The sequence below is a fragment of the Rhodococcus sp. WS1 genome (assembly GCF_003797745.1).
GTDB lineage: Bacteria > Actinomycetota > Actinomycetes > Mycobacteriales > Mycobacteriaceae > Rhodococcus_F > Rhodococcus_F erythropolis.
The window spans coordinates 1,476,872-1,493,917 of the sequence record NZ_RKLZ01000001.1; the positions used below are offsets into that span (position 1 = coordinate 1,476,872).

Below are 17,046 nucleotides of genomic sequence, written 5' to 3' on the forward strand. Positions count from 1 at the left end.
CCGAGCGGTACTTCGCTAGCGGGCCGCCCGGAAGTGCGCTCGCTCGTCTGCGGTCAGGTGTTCGCACGCGTAGCTCAGCGCCGTGCGTCCCATGTCTGCTGCATTCTCAGTAAGGAAGCCGGTCAACAAATCCCGATCCACCCGCTTGCCCACCTCGCGGAGCATCCAGCCCATCGCTTTCTGGGTCAGGTCTCGTCGATCACCCAGCACCTGCGCGGCAAGCTCGAGCGTGGTCGACGCGTCGCCGCGAGTGATGAATCCGTACGTCGTCAGCAGCGCCACCCGTCGTCGCCACAGGTCACCCGAATCGGAAAGCTCGAAGATCAGCCGGCGATCTCGGTCGTACAGCCAGCCGCCGAGGATCTGTCCGGCGGACGAATCCACCAGATCCCAATTGTTGACCCGCCCGTCCTCGACAGCGGTCAGATAGAAGCCTGCGATGCGAGCGCGGCCCTCGCCGTCGAAAAATTTTGGGCGACTGACTTTTTCGAATTGAGCGACCAGGATCAGCAGCCCGGCCAATCGGTGCTCGTGAACGTCACTGGCGAGAAGGAGACGTATCTGAGGCAACGCGAGTCCGACGTGCTTCTTCACCACCGATCGCGTCTTCGGTACTCGCACGCCGATGAATACGTCACCCTCGCCGTACTCCCCCGGCGCTGTCTTGAAGAACCGCTGCAAGTGGACGGCATCCGCGGGATCCGCGAGGTCGGCCAACTGCTCGATCACGTCCGGGGCACTCGATTGCGTCACCCCAGAACCTTCTCACGGGTCGTCTGTGCGGACTCTTCGATTCTCTCAGCGTCCTCACACCGTGTGCCCTGCTCGGCCACAGGTCGGCAGACGACACTCGAGGACAGTCAGTGAAAGGACCACCCATGATCACCGCCGCTATCGCATTCACCACTCTCACCCTCATGGCACTCTCGGGACATATCGCGGCAAGCGCGCCGCGCGGGCTCGTGGCCATCCGGACGAATGGTCACAAATCTTGATATTCGAGCCTCCGCATCGCCTCTAACTGCAACGCGAATGCAATTGGCGGAGAGTTGATCTCGATCTTCCGCGGGCGTGTACTACAGGTGGACACACTCTCGTCTTTGGAGGTCTCGTCATGAAGTCGTGGAATCGAATGCAAGATGCCGTCGCGGTGGTTCTCGGCGTCTTTGCGGCTCTCTCGCCGATGTGGCTCGACACCACCGATCGGGCAATGTGGTCACTCGTCGTCCTGGGTGTCCTGGTTGCACTGTCGGGTCTGGCGCACATGGCACGTCCGGACATGACCATGGCGGATTACGCGATGGGTGTTTTCGGCGTCTTGATGTTCATTTCACCCTGGGTGATGAACTTCGACGCTCTGCGCGGTGCGTCGTGGACGGCCTGGGTTGTCGGGGTTCTGACCGTTGTGGTCGCGGTGAGTGCGATGCCGGTGATGAGTGCGCGGATGCATCACGGGGGTCACGGCGGCGTAGCCGCCCATTGACGGAGCGGCGTAGCCGCCCATTGACGGAGCGGTGTAGCTGCCCATTGATGAATCGCTGAATACAGGCTGGATCAGGCTTTGATCGCGCCCAACAACCGCCCGGCGTCGAAGGCTTCGGCGCTGGGCGGTAGTGCGCCCGGACGACCGCTCACGAACACCTCGACGGTTCCCGATCCTTCGCCCACGGCACCGAGCCCGTCGATCCGCCGCAGAGTCTGTCGTGCAACGGCTTCGGCGCTGTCGAAGAGTGTGACGCCGGCGGGTAGCCGCGCTGCGATCTCATCGGCGAGCAGTGGGTAGTGGGTGCACCCGAGGACAACGCCGCTGACGTCGTCCGGCGTCCGGGCAACCGCGGAATCGATGGCAGCAAGTGCGGCTGCGCGATCACCGAGATCTATCGAATCAGCCAGGCCGTGGCACGGCACTCCGACGACCTTGGCGCCGTTGCCGAACTGCTCGATCAGATCGGCTTGGTACCGGCTGGCCGTCGTCGCGGCTGTAGCCCAGATCGCCACTGAATCGCACGCGGCAGCGGCGGGTTTGATCGCGGGCACCGTTCCGATGACCGGTACTTCCGGCCCGACCAGTTCTCGCACGTGTGGCAGCGCGGTGACGCTGGCGGTATTGCATGGAAGAACGATGACCTGAGCCCCACGATCGAGGCTCCGCCGCACGGCACCGAGTACCCGGTCGACGACCCACGGCTCAGGCTTGGGGCCCCAGGGGGCGCCGTCCGGATCCAGGGAGAGCACCAGATCGAGATCCGGGCGCAGGCGTCTGAGCCACGCAGAGGTAGGGAGCAGGCCCAGTCCCGAGTCGATGAGTGCAACGATCACCGCACAAATCTATCGCCTCGGAACCGGTCCTGCCTCATCCGTTCAGGCCGGTGTGGACTCCAACACGTCAGAGATGGGCGTGCCGGCTGCGATCTTGGCGCGCATCTTCATCACCGCTCCCGCGCTACCTCCGCCGACGACAGCTGCCAGCACACCGTCGCGCTCGTAGTAGGCGACGAACTTTCGGCCGTCGTCCTTGACGATGTGAACGGTGTCCGTGGGTGCGACGGTCCCCAACGCCTGGATCTTGACGTCGTACTGATCGCTCCAGAAGTAGGGAACCTGCGCCGGCGCATCGGGATCACCCGTTCCGGTGAGCGCTCCCGCCAGGATCTTGGCCTGGTCGCCCGCATTGGTCCAGTGTTCGACGCGCTTGCGTCGATCACCGATCTGCCAGGACGCGACGTCGCCGACGGCCCAGACGTGGTCGGTACTGGTGCGGCCGACGCCGTCGCAGAGCACTCCATTGTCGAGTTCGATTCCCGAACCGTCGAGCCATCCCGTGACCGGCACCGAACCGACTCCGATCGCCACCACGTCGACCGGGATCTCCGAACCGTCGCTCAAGGTCGCAGTGGCAACCGCTCCGTCGCCGGACAACGAGGTCAAGCCGGTGCCGACGCGGACATCGACGCCCTCGTTCCGATGCAGACGTTCGACGAGGGCGCCAACGGTGGGGCCGAGCACCGACGCCAGCGGTGTCGGCTGAGGTTCGAGCAACACGACGTCGACGCCGTGAGACTTCATGCTGGCGGCCAGTTCGCAGCCGATGAAGCCGGCCCCGACAATCAGCGCACGCTTGCCGGGAGCCAGCTCGGCGCGAAGGGCCAGCGCCTCCTCGATGGAGCGCAGAACGTGCACTCCGGACAGCTCCGGAAGGCCGGCAATGCGACGCGGAGTCAGTCCGGTCGCGATGACCAACTCGTCGTAGTCCAGGGTGGATCCGTCCGCGAACGCCACCGACTTTGCGGCAGTGTCCACCGAGGTCGCGGGCGAACCGAGCTTGAGATCCACCTTGTTCTCGACGTAGAACTCTGCCGGACGCAGCGTCGTCTCGTCCTTGTCGCCGCGGATCACTTCCTTCGACAGCGGCGGCCGGTCGTATGGCAGATGTGTTTCCCCACCGGCGAGCGTCAATTCACCCTCGAAGCCTGCTCGTCGCAGTTCCTCGACGGTCCGCAGCCCCGACAACCCCGCACCCACGATCACTATCCGTGCCACCACGTACCACCCTGTCCGACCCACGTCACTAGCAGCGCTCACTATGAACGCCGTCACTATTTGCCCCCGACTCTGCCATACCAAATGCCGGAGTAGGTGTGGTGCATCCCGCATGGCCACCTACCAGTCACTACAGTTGGAGGTACTTCAGACGCACGCACTGACACATGAGCAGGGAGCCCCCATGACCAGCGATTCCAGTGAAAAGAACAGCGTCCGATTCGGCGCCGACGGTGGCGCGGAACTAGTCAGCACCCAGGGCAAGACGATCATCGCCGACGCCGTGGTCGCCAAGATCGCCGGTATCGCGACTCGCGAGATCAACGGCGTGTACGACGTCGGTGGGGGCACCGCGCGCGCGGTGGGGGCACTTCGCGACCGCATTCCGGGCGCCCGCGTCAACCACGCCCAGGGCGTGGCGGTGGAAGTGGGCGAGAAACAAGCCGCCATCGACATCGGCATTGTCGCCGAATACGGCGTCGCACTCCACGAATTGGCGGTAGGTATCCGCCGAAACGTCATTGCCGCAGTCGAAAGCATGACGGGTCTCGAGGTCACCGAGGTCAACATCACCGTCTTCGACGTCATGCTCTTCGAGGATGCAGAGAGTGGCGGCAGTACCGATCCGGAAGCCAAGCCGAGGGTTCAGTGAGTACCGCCGACGCCGGCCGCGAGATCGACGCGGCCGAGGTCGTCGCCGACGCAGTTCTTGCGATCCCGGAAGTGGCAGATCTGCACGGCGGGCAATTCGGTGAGGTGGGAACCTACCTCCCCGGACGCCGAGTCACCGGCGTCGTCGTCGACGAAAACTCTTGTGCGGTACACATTTCCGTTCACTATCCGGCCGACGTTCGCGGCGTCGCCGAACGCGTCCGAGCGGTGGTGGCACGGTTGGTCGACGTACCGGTGAACGTGACCGTCGGAGACTTGTCCACAGCTGGATATCCACCCGAGAATTCCGAAGATGCAGTCACCGAGCTTTCCACCGTCACCGAGATCGCACCGAACATTCGAGAAGGGAACTGACATGAACAGCACTACCGTCGGACTGCTGGTCGGTCTGCTCCTCGCGCTCGCCGGAATCATGGGCGGATTCAGCGGATTCGTCTTCGCCGTCCTGCTCGGCGCCGCCGGTATGGCGATCGGAGCACACCGCGACGGACATCTCGATCTCGGCGCGATCCTCCGAAGCCGTGGCCGTGGCTGAGCCGACCACTCCGAACGCGGCAGACGATCCCGGCCTACGAGGTTCACTGGTCATCAAGGACCGGGCGATGGCCAAGATAGCCACTGCCGCAGCGGTGAACGTCCCGGGGGTGGTCCGCCAGTCCGGTGGCTTGACCCGCCTGACCGGGCGCGACCTTCCGCGAGCCGACATCTCGATGGGCAGCGACGCCGTGGCCATCAATCTGTTCCTCGCTGTGTCCTGGCCATGTTCGGTCACCGAACTGACCGGTCGCGTGCGGGCAGAAGTCGGACGCAGCGTCGAGTCGCTGACCGGCCTGCCCCTCCACGACATGAACGTCATGATCGCGGCAACCGAGGGTTCTGACGACTCCTGTGTTTCCGGCGTCGAAATCGCGGAAGGCCCCGCACAGGAGGCACTCTCGGATCCGATTCCACCTCGAGTTCCCTCCGCGAACCCCGCCGCCGCGGTGTCAGCCGTCGTCATCGCGTGCGGTCTACTCGCACTCGCTTTCGTGGTCTCGCGCGAATGGTTCATCAACCGCGGAACCTTCGATTCGGCGCCCTGGATCCGAAACTCCGTGGAGTGGACGTCGCGTCTGCACTGGCAACCGTGGCTGCTTCCGGTGGCCATCGCTGCCGTCGTCGCGGGCGTTGTCCTGATCATGTCCGCCCTCAAACGCCGGGCGAAAACCCATGTGCCGTTGGGTAACCCGAGCGCATCGACGGTATGGATGCGGCCGACGGACATTGCACGTCTGTGCAGTAGCCACGCAGCGGTCGTTCCCGGCGTCGACTCGGCCCACACCAGCGTCGACCGCAAACACATCAAGGTCCACATCGAATCCACCGGCGGCGATCGAACCGAACTTGCCGCGGCCGTCGACGCGGCAGTTCGGCCTCATCTCGCGATACTCCAGCAGCCACTGCAGCTTTCGATAGTCGTGAGAGAAGCGCCAGTACGACGAAAGGACGCCTCGTGAACCGCTGGATCTCCGCGGTCGATCGGACCATCGTCCTCATCGTCGGAATCGCACTCCTCGCGGCGGGTGCATACGCCATCGCGTGGGACGCGGGTGCCTCACTGATCAGGACCTGGGTGTCACGACTCGATCGTGAGGTCCTCTTCGGTCTTCCGGAGGAGCCTTGGTGGCACTGGGTGCTGTCGGGCACCTTTGTCCTCTGCGTCTTCGCCGGTTTCGGGCTGTTGTACCTGAACCTTCGTCGACGCCGAACGAGCGCAGTCACGTTGCGGCACAACGAGTCCGGCACAGACGTCAGTGTGGATCTGGGACCGGTCGCCGACGGCGTAGCGGCAGAACTCGCCCAACTGAGCGGCGTGCGCAGCACCAGAAGCAAAGCGACGATCGATCGCGGACTGCCAACGCTGTCGATTGTCGTCACCGCAGACCCGGCGATCGATGTCGCCGGCTTCACCACTTCGGCCGAACACATCGCCCGTGCAACCAGGCGAAGCCTCGACGGCTCACCTGTCGCGGTACAGGTTCTGTTGCATCTCGACCGGGTAGAAGCCTCCAAGTAGAAGCACCCCGAACAACCGATCGCAGACCACCTGGCCATAGACACAGAAAAGGCGCTCACTCCCCGAAGGGAATGAGCGCCTTTCCTAGTGCTGTGAATCAGCTAGCGAGACAAGAGTCTCACTTGATGATCTTGGCAACCTTGCCGGCGCCGACCGTACGGCCGCCTTCGCGAATTGCGAAGCGCAGGCCCTCGTCCATGGCGACAGGCTGGATGAGCTTGACGGACATCTCGGTGTTGTCACCGGGCATGACCATCTCGGTGCCCTCAGGCAGCGTCACGACGCCCGTAACGTCCGTGGTACGGAAGTAGAACTGCGGGCGGTAGTTGTTGAAGAACGGGGTGTGGCGGCCGCCCTCGTCCTTCGACAGGATGTATGCCTGGCCCTCGAACTCCGTGTGGGGAGTCGTGGTGCCCGGCTTGACGACAACCTGTCCACGCTCGACATCTTCGCGCTTGATGCCACGAACGAGCAGTCCGACGTTGTCGCCGGCCTGGCCCGAGTCGAGCAGCTTGCGGAACATCTCGATACCCGTGACGGTGGTCTTGGTGGAGGTCTCCTTGATGCCGACGATCTCCACCTCCTCGTTCACGTTGACCGAGCCACGCTCGATACGACCGGTGACAACCGTGCCACGGCCGGTGATCGTGAAGACATCCTCGACGGGCATGAGGAAGGGCTTGTCCGTCTCGCGGACCGGGTCCGGGATGGACTCGTCGACTGCAGCCATCAGGTCGAGGATGGACTGCGTCCACTTCGGGTCACCCTCGAGTGCCTTGAGTGCCGAGATCGGAATGACGGGGGCTTCCTCGTCGAATTCCTGAGCGGCCAGCAGTTCGCGGACCTCCATCTCGACGAGCTCGAGGATCTCGTCATCGTCAACCATGTCGGCCTTGTTCAGGGCGACGAGGATGTAAGGAACGCCAACCTGGCGAGCGAGCAGGACATGCTCGCGCGTCTGGGGCATCGGGCCGTCGGTAGCTGCGACGACGAGGATAGCGCCGTCCATCTGAGCTGCGCCGGTGATCATGTTCTTGATGTAGTCGGCGTGACCCGGTGCATCGACGTGCGCGTAGTGGCGCTTTTCCGTCTGGTACTCAACATGCGAGATGTTGATCGTGATGCCACGAGCCTTTTCCTCGGGAGCCTTGTCGATCTGATCGAAGGCCGAAGCCTCGTTCAGGTCGGGGAATGCATCCGCGAGAACCTTGGTGATGGCCGCCGTCGTCGTGGTCTTGCCGTGGTCGACGTGACCAATGGTGCCGATGTTCACGTGCGGCTTCGTCCGCTCGAACTTCGCCTTCGCCACTTTGTGTCCTCCTGGACTGTTGTTGCTTGCCGTATGCAGCAGTGCGGTTGGTTGTTACTTGGTCGTGCTTCGTGCCGGAAGCAACCGAGGTCACTTGCCGGCGCGGGCTGGGGAGCTCGCTGTGCTTACTCGCCCGTCGCCTTGGCGATGATTTCCTTCGAGACGTTCGCGGGAACCTCTGCGTAGGAATCGAACACCATGGAGAAGTTCGCACGGCCCTGGGTCTTCGACCGCAGGTCACCGATGTAACCGAACATCTCCGAGAGCGGAACCAGCGCCTTCACGACACGGGCACCACTGCGTTCCTCCATGGCCTGGATCTGGCCACGGCGGGAGTTGAGGTCGCCGATCACGTCGCCCATGTACTCCTCGGGCGTTGTGACCTCGACAGCCATGAGCGGCTCGAGAATGACGGGGCCGGCCTTGCGGGCGGCTTCCTTCAGTGCCTGCGAACCGGCAACCTTGAACGCCATTTCCGAGGAGTCGACGTCGTGGTAAGCACCATCGAGCAGCGACAGCTTCAGGTTCACGAGCGGGTAGCCGGCGAGAACACCGTACTGCATCGCGTCCTGCGCGCCGGCATCCACGGAGGGGATGTACTCGCGCGGGATACGTCCGCCGGAGACCTTGTTCTCGAACTCGTAGGTAGCACCGTCTTCGCCCACGAAAGGCTCCAGAGCGATGATGACCTTTGCGAACTGGCCCGAGCCACCCGTCTGCTTCTTGTGGGTGTAGTCGTGCTTCTCGACCTTCTTGGTGATGGTCTCGCGGTACGCAACCTGCGGCTTACCGACGTTCGCCTCGACCTTGAACTCGCGACGCATGCGGTCGACGAGGATGTCGAGGTGGAGCTCGCCCATACCGCCGATGACGGTCTGACCGGTCTCTTCGTCGAGTTCGACCGAGAAGGTCGGATCCTCTTCGGCCAGCTTCTGGATCGCGACGCCCAGCTTTTCCTGGTCGGACTTGGTCTTGGGCTCGATGGAGACCTGGATGACCGGCGCGGGGAACGACATCGACTCGAGGACGATGGGGCTCGCCTGATCGCACAAGGTGTCACCGGTGGTGGTGTCCTTGAGGCCGATCATTGCGTAGATGTGGCCGGCTACGGCCTCGTCTACCGGGTTCTCCTTGTTGGCGTGCATCTGGAAGAGCTTTCCGATGCGCTCCTTCTTGCCCTTGGTTGCGTTGAGCACCTGAGCGCCCGGATCGATACGACCCGAGTACACGCGGACGAAGGTCAGCTTGCCGAAGAACGGGTGAGCAGCGATCTTGAAGGCGAGAGCCGAGAACGGCTCTTCCTTGCTCGGCTTGCGAGTGATCTCTACTTCTTCGTCACCGAGCTTGTGGCCGACGACCTCGCCGATGTCCAGCGGGTTCGGCAGGTAATCGATGACTGCGTCGAGCATGGGCTGAACGCCCTTGTTCTTGAACGCGGAGCCACAGATGACCGGGTACAGCTCGGAAGCGACCGTCATCTTGCGGATGGCGCCCTTGATTTCCTCGACCGTGAGCTCTTCGCCGCCGAAGTACTTCTCCATGAGAGCTTCGTCGGACTCGGCAACGGTTTCGAGCAGCTTCTCGCGGTACTCTGCAGCCTTCTCGACGAGGTCCGCGGGGATCTCTTCGATGGTCGGCAGTGCACCGGTCGGAACTACGCCGCGCCAGGTGATGGCACGCATCTCGACCAGGTCGACGACGCCGTCGAAGTCGTCCTCAGCGCCGATGGGCAGCTGGAGAACGAGCGGCTTCGCGCCGAGACGGTCGATGATGGTCTGGACTGTGAAGTAGAAGTCCGCGCCCATCTTGTCCATCTTGTTGACGAAGCAGATGCGCGGAACGTCGTACTTGGCAGCCTGACGCCAAACCTGCTCGGACTGCGGCTCGACACCTTCCTTACCGTCGAAGACAGCAACTGCGCCGTCGAGCACGCGCAGCGACCGCTCCACCTCGACCGTGAAGTCGACGTGGCCGGGGGTGTCGATGATGTTGATCTGGTTGTTGTTCCAGAAGCAAGTCACGGCGGCAGACGTGATCGTGATGCCGCGTTCCTTCTCCTGCTCCATCCAGTCCGTCGTCGACGCACCGTCGTGCGTCTCACCGATCTTGTAATTGACACCGGTGTAGAACAGGATGCGCTCGGTGGTGGTGGTCTTGCCGGCATCGATGTGCGCCATGATGCCGATGTTGCGGACCTTGTTCAGGTCAGTCAGCACTTCCTGTGCCACAGGTTTCTTCCCCGCTCGTTGCTTGGTTTTCGGGTGTCGGCCGTATCCGGTGTGTTCCACCGTCAAGGCCATGGTCTTTCAATTATGTCTCTGCCGAGGCGAACCTGGCCACCTGCGTCCGGAAACCGGCGAGATGATCAGGTCGCCAACGGCGACAAGCGTCGGAGCCCCACCCGATGGCAGTTGCTCCGACGCTTTACATCACCAGCGGTAGTGGGCGAATGCCTTGTTGGCTTCGGCCATCTTGTGAGTGTCTTCGCGACGCTTCACAGCTGCACCGAGGCCATTGCTGGCATCGAGGAGCTCGTTGGCGAGACGCTCGACCATGGTCTTCTCACGACGTGCACGCGAGAAGGTGACCAGCCAGCGCAGTGCCAGCGTGGTGGAACGACCGGGACGAACCTCGACCGGCACCTGGTAGGTAGCGCCACCGACGCGGCGGCTACGAACCTCGAGTGCAGGCTTGACGTTGTCCAGGGCGCGCTTGAGAGTGACGACCGGATCGGTGCCGGTCTTCTCGCGTGCCTGCTCGAGAGCCTGGTACACGATTCGCTCTGCGGTGGACTTCTTGCCGTCCAGCAGGATCTTGTTGACGAGCTGCGTCACCAACGGGGAACCGTAAACCGGGTCGTTGATGAGCGGGCGCTTCGGAGCGGGGCCCTTACGTGGCATTAGCTCTTCTCCTTCTTGGCGCCGTAGCGGCTGCGTGCCTGCTTGCGACCCTTGACACCCTGGGTGTCCAGGGAGCCGCGGATGATCTTGTAACGGACACCCGGGAGGTCCTTCACACGACCGCCACGGACGAGCACCATGGAGTGCTCCTGAAGGTTGTGACCTTCACCGGGGATGTACGCGGTGACCTCGACCGAAGTCGTGAGGCGAACACGTGCGACCTTACGGAGCGCGGAGTTCGGCTTCTTGGGGGTGGTGGTGTACACGCGAGTGCACACGCCACGACGCTGCGGGCTGCCCTTGAGGGCTGCCGTCTTGACCTTGGCGGTCTTGTCGCGGCGACCCTTGCGGACCAGCTGGTTGATGGTTGGCATTTACCGGCTTTCTTGTGACGAACAGACTGCTCGAGCGAACTCGGGCCGTTCGAAAACGTGGCTGTTCTGAAATTAGGGATCTAGCAGTTGGAGCAAGAGAGCTGCTGCTCCTCACCCATCTCAGAGTCTGTACTCAGCACTTTCATGCCGCGCACTGCCCCCGAGGTCGGGCGTGTCGCATACCCCCACACAGGCAGCCGGATGCTCGTTCATCAGCAGTTTCTGCTCGAACGCGCGCACGGCAATACCTAGCTAGGCACACAGATCGGCCCGGGCATGCCGGACACGACCCATAACGATACCTGTCGGCGCGCCATGAGGTCAAAGCGAGGCCACGGTGATAGTGACCTCACGCTCTGACCAGACACTCTGGCTGCAAACTCAGACCACGCAGCCGGACCGGTCACGATCAGATGCTGCGGTTCAACGTCAACGCGCCGAGCTTTGCCGCAGCCTCGCACGGATCCGCGCCGCCCTGCGGCTCGGTGACCCACCACCCGAACACTCCCCCGGCCGGTGCGCTCGCGCTCACGCCGCAACTCTGCGGATCGGCCGGCTGGCGAACCTCGTAACCGCCACTGCCGTTGATGTCGATTTTCGCCACCAAGTATCCCAGATGTTCGAATGCAGCGCGCTCGTGATCGAGGGTGCCCGTCTCGAACCAGTTGAAGGTGATCTTGATCGGACCCGCGGCCCCGATGCCGTCCCAACGGCAGATGGCGCCGAAGAACCCACGCCCGACGGCGTCGGCACCCACGGCACCGGCGATCTGCTCGTCGGTGACGGCTTCGCATTCTTGGAGGACGTTCGCGAATTCCTGGCTGTCACTACCGCCGTAGCTGCCCTCCGCACGGGGAGTCCCGGTGACCACGGAGCCGCACCCCGTGAGTAGAACCAGCGATCCAGCCAAGGCGAGTCCGATCCTTTCGCGCTTCACGGCGCCCTCGAACTTCACTGTGCCCTCGAAACTGTTTTTTCCATCAGATCCCGCGCCACCGTGCATGGATCCGCGGTCGGTGGCAGCAAGCCGTAGGTGATCGACCAGTGCACGAAGTCTCCGCCGAACGCGATACCCAACTCGCACAACGAACCTGCCGTGGACGCGATGAAGCCTTGATGACCGCCGATCGTGATGTCGTCGGCAGGACGTCCGAGCAGGTCGGACCCGGCCCGTTCGCGGCCGATCGGGCTACCGCGGTACCAGGAGAAACTGACGCTCGGACCGCTCGAACCAGCGACCTCCCACTGGCAACCGACACCGTTGCGCGTCGTCGTCGCAAAAGTGCCGAGGTTGAAGGCATTGACAACTTCTTCGTCGGTCACCGAGCCGCATTCGGCGAACATCGGACCGGGATCGGTGGGTGCGAGTGCCTGCGAACCCGCGCCGTCGCCCGGCTGATCGACGGCCCCGTCGTCGGAGCTGCAGCCGACCACCGCCGAAAGCACGGCAGCCGAGACCAATACCGAAGTCCCGATCGAAGTGAGGGTGCGTGCGGCCATGGAGCCGACTGTACTTCTCGGTGGCCCCCGACACACGCCACGTACGCACCTCGCTCATCGGTCGCCGCCACGCCGCTACCGATTCAGGGAGTTGGGACCGGTACCCGAACCAGCGTGGAATCCAATTGCGCCGCCCATTGTTTGACCACCTCGGTGCGTCGACGCGAGTCGTCGGTCAAGACGTCTGCCAGCCCCAGCCCGCGGGCCAGGTCCAGGGTCGCCTGTACCAAACGGTGCGTCACCGGATCGGAGTCGTCGACGCCCAGACTCTCGACGGCCATGCGGTGCGCGATGCGCCCGAACCGTTCCTCGAGGGGCAACACGCGGGCCCGCAGGTCGGGGTCGGAGGCAGCGGCCGTCCACACCTGCAGTGCTGCTTTGAACAGAGTCCCGGTGTAGTACTCGACCAACCGCGAAATGACCGCCTCGGTTCGTCCGGCACCCACCGGAAGGTCGGTCGATTCCTTTCGTGCCTGATCCATCCTGGCGTCGAACATCACCTCGAGCGCCGCGGTGATGAGGTCCTCGCGGGTCGGGAAGTGATGCTGCATCGCACCGCGGGACACCCCGGCACGCTGGGCGACGACGCTCATCGTCGTTGCGCTCCATCCGAGTTCGGCGAGACACTCCACAGTCACTTCGAGCAGGTGGGAGCGCGTGACTCGACTTCGGTCCTGCTTGGGTTCTCGAGTCATCGCGCCGCCATCCTTTCTACCGCTGTGTTCCAGTGCGCAGTTCTACTGCGCCCAGGCTGCTGGACGCTTCTGCAAGAAAGACATCATGCCCTCACGAGCCTCGTCAGAGGAAAACAGCCGGGCCGACTGCGCGATCATCTCCTCGCCGTCACGGTCGAATCCGGCCAGGACCGAACGCGTCGTGATCCACTTCGATTCGGCAAGTCCCTGCGGTGAACATTGGCGCAAGGTGCCGAGCAGTTCGGTGATCGACTCCCCCGTGTCCTGCGACGCGGCGGTGACGAGTCCGATGGATTCGGCCTCGTGCTGGCCGAACTTCTCTCCGGTGAGCAGGTATCGGCTCGCAGATCGCTGGTCGAGCCTCGGTAGGACCGTGAGCGAAATGATGGACGCTGCCAAACCCAACCGTGATTCCGTCACCGCGAAGGTGCTCGCCGGTCCGGCGACGACAATGTCGCACGCCCCGACAAGACCCATACCCCCGGCCCGGACGTGACCGTCGATGCGCCCGATCACCGGCTTGGGAAGCTCGAGAATGCTGCGCAAGAGCGTCAGCATTCCCCGCCCTCGTTCTTTGACGGCCTCTTCCGGTGACGCGGACGATCCGGAAGCCTCGCTGAGATCGGCTCCCGCACAGAATGTTCCACCGGTGTGGGTGAGCACCACCGCTCGAACTGCCGGATCGGCGGCCGCTGACGTCAACCCGGCCTGTAATTCCGTGACCAACCGCGTCGAAATCGCGTTGCGGTTGTGGGGTGAGTCGAGAGTGATCGTGGCAGCACCGCCCGATACTTCGTACCGTACGTATGGCTTGTCCTGATCCGTCATGAATCTCCTCTTCAATAGGACCGTTTAGTACGACCGCGGCAGACTGAGAGAGTGCTGCGAGACGAAGTTGAGGATCATCTCGCGGCTCACCGGCGCGACACGGGCGATACGGGCCGCACCGAGCATGGCGGCCAACCCGTATTCCTTCGTCAGGCCTGCGCCGCCGTGCGTCTGGATCGCCTGATCGAGCGCCTTGATGCTGGCTTCGGCGGCGGCGTACTTTGCCATGTTCGCGGCTTCGGCAGCACCGAAATCGTCGCCGCTGTCGTAGAGCACCGCGGCCTTCTGCATCATCAGCTTGGCGAGCTCGAGTTCGATCTTCACCTGCGCGAGGGGATGCGAAATACCTTGGTGCGCACCGATCGGCGTCTTCCACACCGTGCGCTCGTTGGCGAACTTCACCGCAGCGTTCAGGGCGTAACGGCCCATGCCGATGGCCATCGACGCACCCAGGATGCGCTCGGGGTTGAGGCCGGCGAACAACTGCATCAAGGCGGCATCGGCTTCGCCGACCAGAGCGTCGGCCGGCAGACGGACGTCGTCGAGGAACAAGATGAACTGGTGGTCCGGCTCGATGATGTCCATCTCCATCTGCGTCTTCACGAATCCGGGAGAATCCGTGGGGACGATGAACAGAGCGGGCTTGAGCTTGCCGGTCTTGGAGTCCTCGGTGCGCGCGACGATGAGGACCGCGTCAGCCTGATCGACACCCGAGATGTAGATCTTGTTGCCGCTCAGGATCCAGTCGTCGCCATCCCTGCGTGCCGTCGTGGTGATCTGATGAGAGTTGGAACCAGCGTCGGCCTCGGTGATTCCGAACGCCATGATCTTGGAGCCGTCGGCGAGGCTGGGTAGCCACTGCTGCTTCTGCTCCGCCGTGCCGTACTTGCCGATGATGGTGCCGCAGATGGCCGGGGATACGACAACCAGGAGCAGACCGGCACCCTGTGCCGCCAATTCCTCCTGCACCAGCGCGAGTTCGTAGATACCGGCACCGCCGCCGCCGTATTCCTCCGGCAGGTTGACGCCCAGGAATCCGAGTTTGCCCGCCTCGTTCCACAATTCGGTGAGCGGCTCACCCTTGCGCGCCTTGGGCAGCACGTAGTCGACGTAGTTGAAGCGCTCACCCAGTTTGGAAACGGATGCCCGCAGTTCCTTCTGCTCTTCGGTTTCGATGAAACTCATCATGCTTCCTCTTCTGTAGCGGGTTCTTCCACACGTGCGAGTACCGATCCGACTTCGACCTGCTGGCCGACGGCGACCGGAAGTTCTACCAGGACACCGGCAGTCGGCGCGGTGACGGTGTGTTCCATCTTCATGGCCTCTAGCCACAGAATCGGCTGGCCGGCAGTGACGGTGTCACCGAGTGCGGCGCCGAGGCGGATAACCGATCCCGGCATCGGAGCGAGCAACGAACCGGCGGCGACTTCCGCCGACGGATCCACGAAGCGCGGTGCTGCCGTCAACGCGACTGGGCCCAGCGAGGAGTCGACAAAAATCTCACTCCCGTATGCCGCCACGTCGAACGAGCGCTGTACTCCGCTCTGCTCGAGCACTACTCGGGCAGCAGTTGCCGATACCACGCTCACGTCGTCGAAGCCTTCTGCGTTCAACACGCCGCTTCGACTCAGGGAGTAGCGGACGTCGTAGTCGCCCGACGCAGTGGAGTAGCTCTTGCTCTGCGGCTGCGACGGCAGGTTGCGCCACCCGCTGGGCAAGCGGCCGATGACGCGCGCCGACGCCCGGTTGTGCGCGGCATCGGCAAGTGCCGCCGCTAGCGCCGAAAGCCTTTCGGCGTCGGTGTCGGCCAGAGGCGTTGACAACTTCTCGAGGTCATGGGTCTCGAAGAACGCCGTATCGGTGTCCCCGGCAATGAAGGCGGGGTGAGCCAGGACATTGACGAGCAGATCGCGGTTGGTGCGCAGGCCGTGAATCCTGGTGCGCGCCAGCGTCGACGCGAGCAGCCGGGCAGCTGCTGTCCGCGTCGGCGCGTACGAGATGATCTTGGCCAACATCGGGTCGTAGTGGACGCCGACAACACTGCCGTCGACGACGCCGGAGTCGAGGCGAACGCCCTGCTCACGCAGAACACTGAATTCTTGCGGGTCACCGGGCAACTCGATGTGGTGAACGGTTCCACTCTGAGGCTGCCAGTTCTTGGCGGGGTCCTCGGCGTACAGTCGCACCTCGATCGAATGCCCCCGGATCTCCGGTTGGTCGTCCGGAAGTGCTTCACCTGAAGCGACCTGCAATTGCAGTTCCACCAGATCGAGTCCGGTGGTGCACTCGGTGACGGGATGCTCCACCTGCAGGCGAGTGTTCATCTCCAGAAAAAAGAAGTCACCCTTTTCGTCTGCCAGGAATTCAACGGTTCCTGCTCCTTCGTAGCCGATGGCGTTGGCTGCGAGCCGCGAGGCGTCGAACAGCTTCTCGCGCATGGCGGGGATGCGCTGCACGAGCGGCGACGGCGCCTCTTCGACCACCTTCTGATGCCGCCGCTGGATCGAGCACTCGCGCTCCCCCACCGCCCACACCCCACCGTGGCGATCGGCCATGACCTGGACCTCGATGTGCCGACCGGTCTCGAGGTAGCGCTCGCAGAAGACAGTCGGGTCGCCGAAGGCGGACTGCGCCTCACGCCGCGCCGCTTCCAGTTCGCCTTCCAGCGCCGACAATTCACGAACGACACGCATTCCGCGTCCGCCGCCGCCCGCCGACGCCTTGATCAGCACTGGCAAATGAGCGTCGGTCACCGCAGCGGGATCGAGTTCGGACAGCACCGGAACTCCGGCCGCGTCCATGATCTTCTTGGACTCGACCTTCGATCCCATGAGCTCGATGGATTCGACGGGCGGACCGATCCACGTCAGCCCCGCGTCGATGACGCTGCGCGCGAACTCCGCGTTCTCGGAGAGGAATCCGTAGCCGGGGTGAATCGCGTCGGCGCCTGAAGCCTTGGCGGCGGCGATGATGAGCTCACCCCGCAGGTATGTCTCGGCAGGCGTGTTACCCGGCAGGCGAACCGAAGCATCGGCTTCGGCGACGTGAGGGCTGTCGGCATCCGCGTCGGAAAAAACCGCAACCGTGCCGATTCCGTTCTTGCGGCAGGTTGCAAAGACACGGCGGGCGATTTCGCCACGATTGGCGACCAGTACTGAAGTGATTGTCACGG

19 protein-coding genes are annotated in these 17,046 nt (G+C 63.5%); 6 read left to right on the plus strand and 13 right to left on the minus strand.

Annotated features, from left to right (window positions below):
* Positions 1-15: 15 nt before the first annotated feature.
* On the minus strand, positions 16-753 hold the full coding sequence (locus EEB12_RS06640) for a DNA alkylation repair protein (RefSeq protein WP_097387635.1): 738 nt from the start codon (positions 751-753) through the stop codon (positions 16-18).
* Positions 754-1,114: 361 nt separating this feature from the next.
* On the opposite strand from EEB12_RS06640, the gene EEB12_RS06645 reads away from it, so the two are divergent.
* Positions 1,115-1,483, plus strand: a complete 369-nt coding sequence (locus EEB12_RS06645) for an SPW repeat protein (RefSeq protein WP_029254873.1) — start codon at positions 1,115-1,117, stop codon at positions 1,481-1,483.
* A gap of 71 nt (positions 1,484-1,554) precedes the next feature.
* On the opposite strand, the gene EEB12_RS06650 is transcribed toward EEB12_RS06645, so the two are convergent.
* Both EEB12_RS06650 and EEB12_RS06655 read right to left on the minus strand, forming a co-directional pair.
* Positions 1,555-2,319, minus strand: a complete 765-nt coding sequence (locus EEB12_RS06650) for a glutamate racemase (protein ID WP_029254872.1) — start codon at positions 2,317-2,319, stop codon at positions 1,555-1,557.
* 42 nt (positions 2,320-2,361) lie between these two features.
* Positions 2,362-3,528, minus strand: coding sequence for an NAD(P)/FAD-dependent oxidoreductase (locus EEB12_RS06655; RefSeq protein WP_047889737.1), 1,167 nt, complete (start codon positions 3,526-3,528; stop codon positions 2,362-2,364).
* A gap of 196 nt (positions 3,529-3,724) precedes the next feature.
* On the opposite strand from EEB12_RS06655, the gene EEB12_RS06660 reads away from it, so the two are divergent.
* From EEB12_RS06660 to EEB12_RS06680, 5 genes are read left to right on the plus strand one after another with little or no spacing between them, the layout of a single operon-like run.
* Positions 3,725-4,192, plus strand: coding sequence for an Asp23/Gls24 family envelope stress response protein (locus EEB12_RS06660; protein WP_003941912.1), 468 nt, complete (start codon positions 3,725-3,727; stop codon positions 4,190-4,192).
* Positions 4,189-4,566, plus strand: a complete 378-nt coding sequence (locus EEB12_RS06665; protein ID WP_020906840.1) for a hypothetical protein — start codon at positions 4,189-4,191, stop codon at positions 4,564-4,566. Before EEB12_RS06660 ends, EEB12_RS06665 begins: the two co-directional genes overlap by 4 nt.
* 1 nt (position 4,567) lies before the next feature.
* Positions 4,568-4,747, plus strand: a complete 180-nt coding sequence (locus tag EEB12_RS06670; protein ID WP_003942043.1) for a hypothetical protein — start codon at positions 4,568-4,570, stop codon at positions 4,745-4,747.
* Positions 4,734-5,708: a DUF6286 domain-containing Asp23/Gls24 family envelope stress response protein gene (locus EEB12_RS06675; RefSeq protein WP_134999288.1), complete on the plus strand. Its 975-nt coding sequence runs from the start codon at positions 4,734-4,736 to the stop codon at positions 5,706-5,708. Before EEB12_RS06670 ends, EEB12_RS06675 begins: the two co-directional genes overlap by 14 nt.
* Positions 5,705-6,268, plus strand: a complete 564-nt coding sequence (locus tag EEB12_RS06680; protein ID WP_021334053.1) for a hypothetical protein — start codon at positions 5,705-5,707, stop codon at positions 6,266-6,268. The genes EEB12_RS06675 and EEB12_RS06680 overlap by 4 nt, the downstream gene beginning before the upstream one ends.
* Before the next feature lie 118 nt (positions 6,269-6,386).
* Here the strand turns inward: EEB12_RS06680 and tuf are convergent, their stop codons facing one another.
* The 10 genes from tuf to EEB12_RS06730 form a co-directional block, all read right to left on the minus strand.
* Entirely contained in the window at positions 6,387-7,577 is a 1,191-nt protein-coding gene (tuf, locus tag EEB12_RS06685) for an elongation factor Tu (protein WP_019744283.1), read from the minus strand.
* 125 nt (positions 7,578-7,702) lie between these two features.
* On the minus strand, positions 7,703-9,805 hold the full coding sequence (fusA, locus tag EEB12_RS06690; protein WP_003942073.1) for an elongation factor G: 2,103 nt from the start codon (positions 9,803-9,805) through the stop codon (positions 7,703-7,705).
* 201 nt (positions 9,806-10,006) lie between these two features.
* A complete protein-coding gene (gene rpsG, locus EEB12_RS06695; protein ID WP_003941856.1) occupies positions 10,007-10,477 on the minus strand; it encodes a 30S ribosomal protein S7 in 471 nt (156 codons plus the stop codon).
* Complete coding sequence (gene rpsL / locus EEB12_RS06700) at positions 10,477-10,851, minus strand: 30S ribosomal protein S12 (RefSeq protein WP_003941908.1); 375 nt, start codon at positions 10,849-10,851, stop codon at positions 10,477-10,479. Before rpsL ends, rpsG begins: the two co-directional genes overlap by 1 nt.
* A gap of 409 nt (positions 10,852-11,260) precedes the next feature.
* Positions 11,261-11,806 (minus strand): DUF3558 domain-containing protein, encoded by a 546-nt coding sequence (locus EEB12_RS06705; protein WP_141487544.1) that lies wholly within the window; start codon positions 11,804-11,806, stop codon positions 11,261-11,263.
* A complete protein-coding gene (locus tag EEB12_RS06710; protein ID WP_021334054.1) occupies positions 11,803-12,351 on the minus strand; it encodes a DUF3558 domain-containing protein in 549 nt (182 codons plus the stop codon). Before EEB12_RS06710 ends, EEB12_RS06705 begins: the two co-directional genes overlap by 4 nt.
* Before the next feature lie 83 nt (positions 12,352-12,434).
* Positions 12,435-13,046 carry a TetR/AcrR family transcriptional regulator gene (locus EEB12_RS06715; protein ID WP_019744287.1) on the minus strand — a complete coding sequence of 204 codons (612 nt, stop codon included), beginning with the start codon at positions 13,044-13,046 and terminating at the stop codon, positions 12,435-12,437.
* A 42-nt stretch (positions 13,047-13,088) separates the two neighbouring features.
* The gene (locus EEB12_RS06720) at positions 13,089-13,874 is read right to left on the minus strand and encodes an enoyl-CoA hydratase family protein (RefSeq protein WP_020906835.1); all 786 of its coding nucleotides are present in this window, start codon (positions 13,872-13,874) and stop codon (positions 13,089-13,091) included.
* Positions 13,875-13,898: 24 nt separating this feature from the next.
* Positions 13,899-15,059 (minus strand): acyl-CoA dehydrogenase family protein, encoded by a 1,161-nt coding sequence (locus tag EEB12_RS06725; protein ID WP_031333072.1) that lies wholly within the window; start codon positions 15,057-15,059, stop codon positions 13,899-13,901.
* On the minus strand, positions 15,059-17,044 hold the full coding sequence (locus EEB12_RS06730; protein ID WP_141487545.1) for a biotin carboxylase N-terminal domain-containing protein: 1,986 nt from the start codon (positions 17,042-17,044) through the stop codon (positions 15,059-15,061). Before EEB12_RS06730 ends, EEB12_RS06725 begins: the two co-directional genes overlap by 1 nt.
* Between the last annotated feature and the right edge of the window lie 2 nt (positions 17,045-17,046).